Below are 12,188 nucleotides of genomic sequence, written 5' to 3' on the forward strand. Positions count from 1 at the left end.
CCCCGCGACCCCGCCACGACCGAGCGGATCGAGGTTCTGAAAGGACCGGCGGGCGCATTGTTCGGCGATGTCGATCCCGGCGGACGGGTCAATATCGTGACGAAGGTGCCGCGCTTCGCTCCGCATGCGAATGCCATGGTCAGCTATGGATCGTTCGACACCCGTCGCGTCGAGATGGACGCGACCGGACCGTTGTCGGGCACGCTGGCGGCGCGGATCGTGGTGGCCGGCGAAGACAGCGAGGGTTGGCGCGACACCGTCACGCTTCGCCGCCGCATCGTTTCGCCGTCGCTGACCTGGCGCCCGAATGATGCGCTCCGGTTCACCTATACCGGGGAGTTCAGCCAGTTCGACACGCCGTTCGACCGCGGCATACCGGCAGTGAATGGCGATGCGAACGCATTGCCGCGATCGAACTATTATGGCGAACCGACGAACGGCATCACCCGATCCCGCAACGACCAGCACCAGATTACCGCCCTGGCGCAACTGGGAGGAAGCTGGACGCTCAACGGCGGCGTGGTCTGGCGCAAGGGGAGCTTGCGGGGGCTGTCGGCCGATCAGTCGCGGATCGTCGGCACGGCGCTCTGGCGGCAACGCCGCTCGCGCGATTTCAGCGTCGATGACCTGTCGGCACGGTTGGAACTGGCCGGACAGATCGGGCGGCACCGGGTCAGCGCCGGATGGAAGGGCTATCGTTTCTTCTATGGCGAGCGATGGATGCGCATCAATCCGTCGGCGGCCGCACCCTATGCGATCGACCTGTACGATCCGGTCTATGGGTCTGTGGCCGCGGCGCTGCGACCGTTCACCAACAATGACGAAAGCCGTTGGGCGGGGACCTTCTACGTGCAGGACATGTGGGACGTCACCGACCGGTTGACCCTGGTCGGCGGGGCGAGGATCGATCCCTATCGACAGAAGATCGTGAACAACAATAGCGGCGGCACCGGGCGCAACATCGACGCGCCGGTGAACTTCCGCGTCGGCGGGCGCTATCGCCTGACCGACATGCTCGCGGTGCACGCCAATTGGGGTCAGAATTTTTCGCTGAACACCGGCACCGACCGCAACGGTGCCGGGTTCGGACCGGAAACCGGGCGTGGGTACGAAGTCGGGATCGCCGCCAATCTGCCGGGCGTCGATCTGGCGGCTACATGGTTCGACATCCGCAAGCGGGACATTCTCACCACCGATCCGGTCGATCCCAATTTCCTGGCACCGGTCGGCAGCATGGTCAGCCGCGGGATCGAACTCGACGCGTCGGCACGGCTTGGCGCTGGGTGGCAGTTGGTCGCGAACTATGCGTGGGTGGATGCGAAGGCGGACGACACGGCATTCGCGACGCCGAGGGTGCTCAACGTGCCGGCGCATTCGGCGACCCTGCTGGTCGTGCACCGGATTGCGACCTCGCGGGGCGATTGGCAGCTGAGCGGCGGTGCCGCCTATGTCGGCGACCGGGCCGGATCGCTGACCGCGCAGCCGCTGGTGCTGCCCGAATATTGGAAGGTGAAAATGGGCGTCGAGGCGCCGTTGACGGAGGGTCTGCGTATCCGTCTCGACGCCGATAATCTGTTCGACCGGCGTTACGCGGCAAGCTCGTACAGCGCATTGTGGGTCTATCCCGGCGCACCGCGAAGCGTGCGCGCCTCGCTGCGGCTAGACATCTGAAACGAAAGGGGTTCGACGGACGGCCGCGCTGGCCTAGAGCGTGATGACATGGTTTTGACCCATCGTGACGGAGCGAAAATGGCTGCGTGGCAAGAAGCGAGGAGGGAGCGGGGCTTTGCCCCCGTGACCGACGAGCGACGCTGCCACGCAGCCATTTTCGCCCGCCGCCATGCGGTTGCGTTGGGGCGCTCGCCGGACGTCGTCAGGAAGCTTGCCCGGGCCAATAGCCCGCGCTGCGCGTCCTTCCTCGCCGGCAAACGCCCCAACGCAATCCCGATGGGTCAAAACCATGTCATCACGCTCTAGGGTATCGTCGATCGGCAGCAAGGAGAGGAAGCAAGGTGGACAGGCGGGACATTCTTACAGGTATCGGGCTTGCCGCTGCGACGGTGGCCGGCAGCGATCCGGCCAGGGCCGAACCCGCCGGCCGGATCCGGCATCAGGTGTTCTTCTGGCTCGAGCGTCCGGGCAATGCCGCGGATCGGGCGAAGCTGATCGCCGGGCTGAAAGCGCTGGCGGCGATACCGCAGATACGCGAGCTGCATGTCGGTGTGCCGGCCGGAACCGAGCAGCGCGACGTGGTCGATGCCAGCTTCGACGTGTCCGAACTGATGCTGTTCGATACGGTTGCCGATCAGAAGGCCTATCAGGATCATCCGGCGCATCAGGCATTCGTCGCCGCCTGCGCGCCATTGTGGCGCAGGGTCGTCGTCTATGACAGCGTGCCGGCCTGACCACCACGCGAAGCGGGTGGCCACGACCGGCGGGGCGCCCCGTCAACGGATAATGACGACCTTCGCCGCGACATCGGAGGCGATGTCGCGCCACGCCTTGTCGGCCGTATAGGCGGCAACGCCGAGCCGTTTGGCCAGGGCAAGGCAGAAGCGATCGCCCAGCGACAACCCGGCCGCCGCCGTCGCCGTGCGCAGGCTGCCGGCCTCCCATGCCAAGGCGTCGTCGGCGGGAATGACAGTATAGGGCAGCGCGCCCAGCATGGCACGGACCTCTTCGAGCGGCGCGCCGAGATGGACGAAATGGCTGACGACCTCGGCCTGGTTGATCGCGCAGACCGACGCGTCCGCGATGACGGCCGTAACCTTGCTGGCCCCGCGCTCACCTTTTAGCAACGCAACGATCGCCGAGGCATCGAGGACGACATGGGTCATTCCCCGCTATCCTCACGCCGCGCAGCCAGAAAGGCATCGACCGACGCATCGGGTTGTTGCGCATAGCGTTTGGCGATTGCCTGCGCCTTGGCCACTGCCTGCCCGACGGTGCGTAACACGACTCCATCGGCAGTTTCCTCGACAAGGACCGCGCCGCCGGCTTCGAGACCCAAGCGCTTGCGGATGCCAATCGGTAGGCTCATGCGGCCGTTGGGGGTTATATTGACCTAGAGTATCATATGGCGCTGCTTTCGCAAAATAGCATTTGCAGTACCGAATGCCACAAATCCGGTTTAGAGGCTAGTGAGAGACATTCGGGCACCGCGATAACCAACTGCCAAGACATTATGGCTAGTTGAACACGGTTCGGTTGGCTAGGCCATGCAGGATCGGCTATCGTAGTTCCGAGCCGGTCGGTGGGTGGTCGGCGCATATGGGTATACCCAGTTGAGCCGGGGAATGATGAGCAAGCAGCAAAACATGATCCGGGCGGCGCGGGTATATCTGCGGGTCAGCACCGACGAACAGGATCTCGCCCGGCAGGAGGCGATCGTCGCCGGCGCGCGGGCGGCCGGCTTCTATGTCGCGGCGGTGTACCGCGAGAAGGCGTCGGGCGCGCGACCCGATCGACCGGAACTGCTGCGCATGGTCGACGACCTGCAACCCGGCGAAGTCGTGATCGCCGAGAAGATCGACCGGATCAGCCGACTGCCTTTGCCTGAAGCCGAACTGCTGGTCGCAACGATCCGGGGAAAGGGCGCGCGCCTGGCGGTGCCGGGGATCGTCGACCTGTCCGATCTGGTCGCCGACAGTTCGGGGGTATCACGGATCGTGCTGGAAGCGGTGCAGGACATGCTGCTCCGCGTCGCGCTGCAAACCGCCCGCGACGATTACGAAACAAGGCGCGAGCGCCAGCGCGAGGGGATCGAGATCGCCAAGCGGGCAGGGCGCTACACCGGGCGGAAGCCCGATCTGGCGCACCACCGCCGCATCGTCGCACTGCGCGAAGCTGGCATGAGCATCGCCCGTACGGCCGAACTGGCGGGGTGCAGCATCGCGCAGGTTAAGCGCGTGACTGCGCTGCATAGAGCGAAATGCGCGCCGATCAACGGCGTTGCAGATTCTGAAACAGCGTCGGCGAGTGCAAGGTAAGCGGTGTAGAAGGGCTATCTCGTAAGGCGGGACGTCTGCACAGCCTTCTGAAACAGGGCGGCGAGCGCTTGCGATATGTTACCATCGGTCGATACTTCGAAGAACAAGTCGTCCGATGCGCACCGTTTCAAAGCAGGTCCGATCTCCGGCAGGCGTGGGACTACGTTGCTGACCGCCCAAGGATCGTAATTGATCGATTCCGGGGTGTACGTCGTGTAGAGGACGGCAATCCGGATGCCGCGCGCCTTGATCGCATCGCACTGATCCGGGGCAATCGGACCCATTTGGCGACCGTTGATCTCTTCGTCGCGCATGCCATCAGTGATCAGGAATAGCGTCGCTTTTGGACGATCTCCCGGCGTACGAAGGCCATTTCCCGGATTCGACGTCACGGCGGCGTTCAGCTTGGCCAGTGATCCGGCATGTTCTGTCTGGCGATCGTATAGGTAGCCATGCATCTGTACGGCAATGGTCTCAGCCGTAATAGCTTTGGAACTAACGTAATTGAAATCACCTGACGGCGTCGACCCGGTCAGTTCACGGTAGTTGGCGCTTCGGTCGAATGTAGCGAGATAGAAGCGATACGCCGCGCCGTTCGATGCGGCTTCGCTACGCGCGCTCGAGACCATATTGCGAATGGCATTTTTACCTGCGTCGATCCTGAGTTCGATGCCGTTGTTATGTGCGAAGGTATAATAGTCGATGATCTGGCCGCTGGAATTGCGGATGTTCGGGTTGTCCGGATTTGTTTGGTGGCATGCGAAAGCACAGCCATCGGGGTTTCCATCGCGAACAGTCCGCGATTTTAGAAAGTTGATGCCGGCGGTCGTGGTCGGCAGCGCCATCGACGACGACGCATCGAGCAAGACGTAGAAGTCGGTATCGGGTGCCGTGCTCGCCTTTGCCGTGGCGGTACCCGTTACGGTCAGTGTATCTTTGCCAAGGATGCCAGCGAAGCTGTTTGTGGATTGCCCACGGTAGGTGACCGTTGCCGTGCGCACGAAGCCCTCGGCTTGCGACGTCCCTTCGGTTACGGTGATCTGCAGTTGCGCCGTGTCCGCGTAGTTTAACGGGACGAGACCAGGCAAATCAGACGTTTGCGCCTGAAACATTACTCGCGCTTGCGCTTGGGCAGTGGCAAGGGGTTGGCGCATCATCGCCGCACTCGTCGCCGACAGAGCGGCCGCATCGGCCGCAGCATTGAGATCGGTCTGCAGCTGCATGGCCGTTCCGTAGTCGATGGCCATTCCGGTAGCGAAGGTGATCGGTACCAGGGCCAACCCCAAGATCATCATGATGTTGCCGCGCTGGTCGCGGGCGAATGCGGACAGGAAAGATATGCGCATGGCTTGGCTCAGGACAGCGTGATTGTAGAGGAGCGGCGCGGCAGCAACCACAGATCTTCCGAGAAGGTGATCGATCCAAAGTAACCGGACAGCGCAGTATCGTAGGTGTAGGCCGACTGCGTGTAGAGGAAGACCGTATTCGGCTGACGATACGCTGCCGGCAGTGCGCTTGCGTAATAGCGGCCGGTAGGAAGTGCTGAGGCGTTACGGCCACGGCTCCAGTCGATCCGGAAGACATCTCCGCTGCTCTCGATCGTTATTTGGGTTACCCGCAACCGGGCCGGAGCGGTGGCGTAAGGCGCCAGAATTTGTGTGGAGCCGTTCATCAGCCCGTCGAGTTCGTTGGTCGTCAGCGCCCGGTATTGCGACGTCATGTCCCCGACCGCGCGGGTCATGATGGTCACCTTGCGCCTAGCGGTAATTGCGTCGCTCAGCTGGTATCCGCCGAGGAACAGCAGCAGCAGCACCGGCAAAGCGATGGCGAACTCAATGAGCGCGGTTCCGCGGTTGTCGGCCATCATTCCGGTGGGTTGCGAGCGCGTCATGCGTACGGCTCCGCCTTGAACGCCATCGTGCCGACGATGATGCGCGTGTCGCCTTCTTGATTGCTGAGTTTAAGCCCGAGCGGCGCGGTACCAATCGGCCAGTTGTAGAGCAGCCGCAGCACGACGATGTCGCCAGCGCCGCCCAACTCGAAGCGGGTAGCATCGGTTACCTGTCCAGCAGCATTGACGCTGACCCCGGCATCAACCGATCCGACGCCGCTCAGGTCCGTCAGCTTCCGGACATCAACATACAGGTTGCTGCAGGTCAGGAACGCTGGAAGACTGCCGCATGCCAGTACACGGAACTGTTTCTGTGTCGTTCCCGAAGGAATCTGTCCGGTCAGCACCTGTCGCGCAACCGTCTCGGCAACCGTCTGCACGCTGTTCTGAACGAAGAAAACGATCGCGATTTGCAGCGTGCCTATCAGCAGCCCTACGAACCCCGCGGCGCACAGGGCGAACTCGATCGCTGCGGCGCCCCGTTTGTCCGCGCGCAGGCTGTGGTCTTTTGACTTTATGCGAAGACCGTAAAACATTCGTTCTGTTTAGAAACGTAATCTTAAAAACGGGTTAGATGGTCATTCATCCTTTGGTATGAGACCTACAGCGACAGCGGTTCGTCGTGGACTGACGGTCCTGGTAGGAACCGGAATTATCGGCGCTGATCCAAGAACGAAAATTTCGAGAGTAGGAAATTAACGCATTTTTAACGTTCCCTGGGCACGAGCGGTGGTCTGTTTTCGGGGGGCCGGAGACGATGATGCAGCAGGCCGCCATTGAACGCGAAATTACCCGCGCAAAACATATCATCGACCGTCTGAACGACCATCCGTCGCGTCAGGCGATCGGCCGATACATTGCTGAACTCGAAGCGCGTATTGCCCCCGTTCGATCTCTCGGACTTGAAATTTTGATTTAGCATTTGTCGGGGGCGGATCGAGCCGGTCGCCGGCGCATGGCGCGCCTAACCTGAGGATCTCGTGCAGCGGCGTCTATCGCTTCCTGCCGCCGGCCTACACCGACACCCCCGTCAACTGCTCGACCAGCTGCATCTGGCGCGGCAGGCAGACCGACAGCGCGCAGCGGCCGACGGCGGTCGCGCGTGCCGCCTTGCGCAGCCGCAGGTGGTCGCTGCGGTCGGCCAGCACCCCAATAATCCGGTCGGCGATGGCGGCGGGGTCGTGGAACGGGACCAGATGCCCGTTGATGCCGGGTTCGAGGAATTCGAGCACCGGCGCGGTGTCCGACGCGACCATGACGCAGCCGGTCGCCATCGCCTCGATAAACGACCAGGACAGCACGAACGGCACGGTCAAATAGGTGTGAACGCTGGAGACGCGCAGCAACGACAGATAGTTCGCATAGGACAGCTTGCCGGTGAAATGGACCCGGTCGGCGAACGGGCCGGTGGTCAGTGAGATTTCCAGCTCCATCTGCTCGCGCCACGACCGTCCATCGGGGGCGGGGGCGCCATAGCTGACCTGATCGCCGCCGGTGATGACGACCTGTGCCTCGGGCCGGGCGGCGAGGATGGCGGGCAGCGCGCGGATGAACGACGGATAGCCGCGATAGGGTTCGAGGTTGCGCGCGACATAGGTGATGACCTCGTCCTGCCGCGACAGCGTCCGCCCGTCGGGCAGGCGGAAGCGCGCCGCCGGATCGGGCTTCACCACATCGGTCTCGACCCCGTCGAAGATGGTGCGGATGCGGGGCTGGTAGATTTCGGGATGGCGGCTGCGCTGCCATTCGGTCGGCGCGATGCCGGCATCGGCCATGTCGAGGCTGAGCAGCAGATGCGCGTTGCGCGCCCGCGTGCGACACACGGTGTCGAGATCGGCGGGCTGCGCCGGATCGAAGCCGACATCGGCCCCGGCGCCATGATAATAGAATTCGGCATAGCTGAGGATCACCGCGCGCGGAAACACGTCGCGCACGAACATCATCTCGCCCCAGCCCGGATGGCCAATCACGATCGTCGGCACGAATCCTTCGCGCTTGAGCTGGAGCAGGGTGCGTGCGACCTGCTGTCCATAGCGGACGCTGGCTTCGTACAGGCGGACATAGTGATGGGTGGTCGGATTGGCCGGACGTGGCGCTTCGTACCCGACGCAGCGGACGCCGGGAATATCAACGCCTTTCCCGCGGGTTACGAAGACGACGCGATGTTTTCCCGATGCCGCCAGTGCCGGAGCAAGATGTTTGAACTGCGCCGGCATGTTCTGGTGAATGAACAATATGTCCAACCGCAATACTCCATTTGGGGTAGACGCAAATAAACGAATAATGTCCTGTCAATAGACAGTTAAAGTTATTGAGAATTCACATTCAAGTAACCATTATGTCGCGCGTTTCCGGCAATGGGTCGGGTGAAGGCGATGGCAGGGGGCATGCCGTCGGACGTGGGGGGGATGGCAGATGGCGAACTATAGCGGCACCACCGGTGGCGACAATTATTCCGGTACCTCCTCGGACGACAGCATCGCCGGCAATGGCGGCAACGACACGCTGTACGGCAATGCCGGGAACGACAGCATCGACGGCGGCGACGGCAACGACGTGCTGTACGGCAATGACGGCAACGACACCGTGCGCGGCGGCTTAGGCGACGACTGGATCGAGGATTATCGCGGCAGCAACGTCCTTGATGGCGGGGCCGGCAACGACACGTTCAACTGGATCAGTAGCATGGGATCCGATGGTGTCGGTGGCGCCGATACCATCACCACCGGGGCGGGTCGCGACACGTTGCGCGTCGATGGCTATGGCGTCCGCAATTTCCCGCTGAGCTTCCTGGCCGATACCGTCACCGACTTCACCACCGGTGCGTCGGGCGACGTCATCGACCTGTCCGAAGTCGTCAACGACCTGATCGGCTATAGCGCGGGCAGCAACCCGTTCCTCACCGGGTTCCTATCGGCGGTGCAGTCGGGCAGCGACACGCTGATCCGCGTCGACATCGACGCCAGCGGCACGGCGCATGGCATCAAGACGCTGCTGGTGCTGAAGAACGTCACCGCCACCGCGCTGGTCGCGACCAATTTCGCACCGAGCTGGAGCCCGACCGGGGTGGGCGAGACGATCACCGGCACCCCGCTCGCCGATACGCTGACCGGCACCGATTCCAACGACCTGATCGACGGCGGCGCCTTTGCCGACCGGATCGATGGCGGCGGCGGCAACGACACGATCCGCGGCGGATCGATGGGCGACACGCTGATCGGCGGATATGGCAATGACTCGATCGATGGTGGCGATGGGGGTGACTCTATCCTTGGCGGCGCCGGCAACGACACGCTGATCGGCGGTGCCGGCGACGATATCTTCGAGGACAATGCCGGCGCGAACCTCATCAATGCGGGAGCGGGCGACGACGAGATCCGCTATGTCGGTGTCGGCCGCGGCGAAGCGGGCGGCGCGGATACGATCACGCTGGGGGCCGGCAATGACACGCTGACGATCGATGGCTACGGTCTCTATGCCTATCCGTCGAACCAGCATACCGACATCGTCACCGACTTCGTCGCCGGTGGCGGCGAGAACCGCGACGTCATCAACCTGAACGACGTCGTCTATTATCTGTCGGGCTGGGATTCGAGCACCAATCCGTTCGCGACCGGCTTCCTCCGGCTGCTTCAGTCGGGCAGCAACACGCTGCTGCAATATGATCGCGACGGGGCGGGCACCGGCTTTGGCTGGGTATCGGTGCTGCAACTGAACGGCGTGACCGCCAGCGCGATGACCGCCGCCAATTTCATCGGCTATGCGCCTGCCGACAAGGGCTATGTCCTGACCGGCGGCGAAGGGCGCGACGTGCTGAACGGATCGCTGGTCGCCGATACCCTGTCGGGCGGCGTCGGCGACGACGTGCTGAGCGGCGATTCCGGCAATGACAGCCTCGACGGCGGGGCGGGCAACGACACGCTGTACGGTGGCGGCGGCAACGATACGGTCGCGGGCGGCGACGGCAACGATACGCTGTACGGCAATGCCGGCAACGACAGCCTGGTCGGCGGCGCGGGCAACGACTATTTCAGCGATACCGAGGGCAACAATACGCTGGTCGGCGGCGATGGCGACGACCGGTTCGACTGGGTCGGCTATGGCGCCGGCGCGGATCGCTTCGTCGGCGGGGCGGGGCGCGACACGTTCCACACCTATTATTACTATGCCAATCAGGGCGCGGACACGATCGCCGGGTTCGAAGGCGGCGCGGGCGGTGATGTCGTCGATGGTTATTGGAACTTCTCCGGCCTCGCCACTGGTGCCAACCCGTTCACGACCGGGCATCTGCGGCTGCTGGCGAGCGGCAGCAACACCCTGCTCCAGATCGACCAGGATGGCGGCGCGAACAACTGGGTGACGTGGCTGACCTTCGAGGGGATCGCACCCTCAGCCTTCACCCGCGACAATTTCACGCTGGGCTTCGCGCCGAACGGTCAGGGATTGGTGCTGAGCGGCAGCGCGCTGGCGCAGGAGATCAACGGCACCAATGACGGCGACACGATCACTGGCCTTGGCGGCAACGATACGCTGAACGGCGGCTCCGGCGCGGACAGCATCGATGGCGGCACCGGCGACGATTATCTCTATGGCGGCTATCAGAACGACGCGCTGCTGGGCGGCGACGGCAATGATTATGTCGATGGCGGCGAAGGCGATGACGATGCCGAAGGCGGCGCGGGCGACGACCGGCTGTACGGGCAGGGCGGCAACGACACGCTGTCGGGCGATGCCGGCAACGACTATGTCGATGGCGGGTATGGTGACGACAGCCTGATCGGCGGCGATGGCGACGACACGATCGAGGCGATCTATGGCAACGACACGGTCGTCGCCGGCGCGGGCAACGACAGCGTGCGCGGCGGCTATTACAGCTATGCCGGCAATGCGACGGTCGATCTGGGCGATGGCGACGACACGTTCGGCAGCGAATATGGCTATGGCGGGTCGGTCGATACGGTGACCGGCGGCGCCGGGCGCGATACCTATATCCTGTCGGCCTATCCGACGACGAACGCCAACCTGACCGTCATCACCGATTTCGCGACCGGCACGGGCGGCGACCGGTTGCAGATCGACACCAGCTATTTCCAGAGCTGGGACCCGTCGACCAACCCGTTCACCGCCGGCTATCTGCGCTTCACCACCGACAGCGGCGCGGTCGTGCTCCAGGTCGACAACGACGGCAGCGGCACCGGCTATGCGTGGCGGACGATCGCCCGGTTCGAAGGGGTGACGAACCCGTCGGCCTTCACCGCCGACAATTTCACGACTTGGTACCGCCCGGGCTTTGCCGGCGCGACGCTGACCGGCGATGCCAATAACCAGCGGATCGACGGTACGCCGATGGGCGATACCATCTCCGGGCTGGGCGGCGATGACTCGCTGTATGGCGGCACCGGTAACGACAGCATCGATGGCGGCACCGGCAACGACTATCTCGACGGGGGCGAGGGCAACGACACGCTGCTCGGCGGCGCGGGTAACGACACGCTGGTCGGGCAGAACGGCAACGACAGCCTGTCGGGCGGCGATGGCGACGACGTGTTCAGCAGCTATGAACAGGGTAACGACACCTTCGACGGCGGGGCCGGGGACGACAGCTTCAGCTATTCCTATGGTGACGACAGCTTCGTCGGTGGCGATGGCGACGATAGTTTCGCCGACCATTATGGGTCGGACACGTTCAGCGGCGGCGCGGGCGACGACCGGTTCGACTTTGTCGGCTATTATCAGGGCAATGACAGCTATAGCGGCGGCACTGGGCGCGATCGCTATAACCTCTATTACCTGTTCAACCAGACGCCGATCGTCAGCACGATCACCGATTTCGCCACGGGCAGTGGCGGCGACCTGATCGTCCTTGACCAGGCGGGACTGTCGCTGGGTGGCGGTACCGGGATGGACGCGACCAAGCTGATCTCGGGTGGCTGGATGCGGCTGCGCCAGGTCGGCAGCGATACCGCGATCGATTTCGACCAGAATGGCGGCGGCGACAATTTCCAGCAATATCTGCTGCTCAAGAACGTCACCGCGACCGCGCTGACCCCCGACAATTTCACCCCCGACCTGCGCTCGACCGGCGTCTATGCGGTGCAGAGCGGCACGACCGGCGCCGACAGCTTCACCGGCGCGGGCCGCGACAATTATTCGGGGTTGGCCGGCAACGACACCATCAACGGCGCTTATGGCGACGACACGCTCTATGGCAACGAAGGTGCGGACTCGATCAGCGGCGGCGAGCGCAACGACCAGCTGATCGGCGGTGCCGGCAACGACACGCTCGACGGCGGCGAGGATAACGACGC

11 protein-coding genes are annotated in these 12,188 nt (G+C 63.5%); 5 read left to right on the top strand and 6 right to left on the bottom strand.

Annotation, left to right across the window (positions count from 1 at the left end; all coding sequences use genetic code 11):
- Positions 1-1,671, top strand: a 1,671-nt coding sequence (locus tag ASE59_RS09620; protein WP_056455519.1) for a TonB-dependent receptor, incomplete at its 5' end; no start/stop codon positions are given.
- Positions 1,672-2,012: 341 nt separating this feature from the next.
- Positions 2,013-2,405, top strand: a complete 393-nt coding sequence (locus tag ASE59_RS09630) for a Dabb family protein (protein WP_156359989.1) — start codon at positions 2,013-2,015, stop codon at positions 2,403-2,405.
- Positions 2,406-2,447: 42 nt separating this feature from the next.
- Here the strand turns inward: ASE59_RS09630 and ASE59_RS09635 are convergent, their stop codons facing one another.
- Both ASE59_RS09635 and ASE59_RS09640 read right to left on the bottom strand, forming a co-directional pair.
- Positions 2,448-2,837 (bottom strand): type II toxin-antitoxin system VapC family toxin, encoded by a 390-nt coding sequence (locus tag ASE59_RS09635; protein ID WP_056455525.1) that lies wholly within the window; start codon positions 2,835-2,837, stop codon positions 2,448-2,450.
- A complete protein-coding gene (locus ASE59_RS09640; RefSeq protein ID WP_268795268.1) occupies positions 2,834-3,058 on the bottom strand; it encodes an AbrB/MazE/SpoVT family DNA-binding domain-containing protein in 225 nt (74 codons plus the stop codon). The genes ASE59_RS09635 and ASE59_RS09640 overlap by 4 nt, the downstream gene beginning before the upstream one ends.
- Positions 3,059-3,299: 241 nt before the next feature.
- Between ASE59_RS09640 and ASE59_RS09645 the strand changes: the two genes are divergently transcribed.
- Complete coding sequence (locus tag ASE59_RS09645; protein ID WP_414899170.1) at positions 3,300-3,989, top strand: recombinase family protein; 690 nt, start codon at positions 3,300-3,302, stop codon at positions 3,987-3,989.
- 14 nt (positions 3,990-4,003) lie between these two features.
- Here ASE59_RS09645 and ASE59_RS09650 read toward each other — a convergent pair whose 3' ends face one another.
- Genes ASE59_RS09650 through ASE59_RS09660 form a run of 3 tightly spaced genes read right to left on the bottom strand, consistent with a single transcriptional unit; the run spans position 4,004 to position 6,416 of the window.
- A complete protein-coding gene (locus ASE59_RS09650) occupies positions 4,004-5,386 on the bottom strand; it encodes a pilus assembly protein TadG-related protein (RefSeq protein ID WP_156359990.1) in 1,383 nt (460 codons plus the stop codon).
- Positions 5,344-5,880, bottom strand: coding sequence for a TadE/TadG family type IV pilus assembly protein (locus tag ASE59_RS09655; protein ID WP_056455528.1), 537 nt, complete (start codon positions 5,878-5,880; stop codon positions 5,344-5,346). The genes ASE59_RS09650 and ASE59_RS09655 overlap by 43 nt, the downstream gene beginning before the upstream one ends.
- A complete protein-coding gene (locus ASE59_RS09660; RefSeq protein WP_056455530.1) occupies positions 5,877-6,416 on the bottom strand; it encodes a TadE/TadG family type IV pilus assembly protein in 540 nt (179 codons plus the stop codon). The genes ASE59_RS09655 and ASE59_RS09660 overlap by 4 nt, the downstream gene beginning before the upstream one ends.
- 224 nt (positions 6,417-6,640) lie before the next feature.
- On the opposite strand from ASE59_RS09660, the gene ASE59_RS19665 reads away from it, so the two are divergent.
- The gene (locus ASE59_RS19665; RefSeq protein WP_156359991.1) at positions 6,641-6,799 is read left to right on the top strand and encodes a hypothetical protein; all 159 of its coding nucleotides are present in this window, start codon (positions 6,641-6,643) and stop codon (positions 6,797-6,799) included.
- 94 nt (positions 6,800-6,893) lie between these two features.
- Here the strand turns inward: ASE59_RS19665 and ASE59_RS09670 are convergent, their stop codons facing one another.
- Positions 6,894-8,123 (bottom strand): glycosyltransferase family 4 protein, encoded by a 1,230-nt coding sequence (locus ASE59_RS09670; protein WP_056455534.1) that lies wholly within the window; start codon positions 8,121-8,123, stop codon positions 6,894-6,896.
- A gap of 172 nt (positions 8,124-8,295) precedes the next feature.
- On the opposite strand from ASE59_RS09670, the gene ASE59_RS20665 reads away from it, so the two are divergent.
- Positions 8,296-12,188, top strand: a 3,893-nt coding sequence (locus ASE59_RS20665) for a beta strand repeat-containing protein (protein ID WP_056455536.1), incomplete at its 3' end; no start/stop codon positions are given.

Source organism: Sphingomonas sp. Leaf10 (assembly GCF_001421245.1).
Lineage (GTDB): Bacteria > Pseudomonadota > Alphaproteobacteria > Sphingomonadales > Sphingomonadaceae > Sphingomonas.

Coding starts and splice junctions, on each gene's coding strand:
- ASE59_RS09635 (WP_056455525.1), bottom strand. CDS start 2,837: ATGACCCATGTCGTCCTCGATGCCTCGGCGATCGTTGCGTTGCTAAAA.
- ASE59_RS09645 (WP_414899170.1), top strand. CDS start 3,300: ATGAGCAAGCAGCAAAACATGATCCGGGCGGCGCGGGTATATCTGCGG.
- ASE59_RS09655 (WP_056455528.1), bottom strand. CDS start 5,880: ATGACGCGCTCGCAACCCACCGGAATGATGGCCGACAACCGCGGAACC.
- ASE59_RS09660 (WP_056455530.1), bottom strand. CDS start 6,416: ATGTTTTACGGTCTTCGCATAAAGTCAAAAGACCACAGCCTGCGCGCG.
- ASE59_RS19665 (WP_156359991.1), top strand. CDS start 6,641: ATGCAGCAGGCCGCCATTGAACGCGAAATTACCCGCGCAAAACATATC.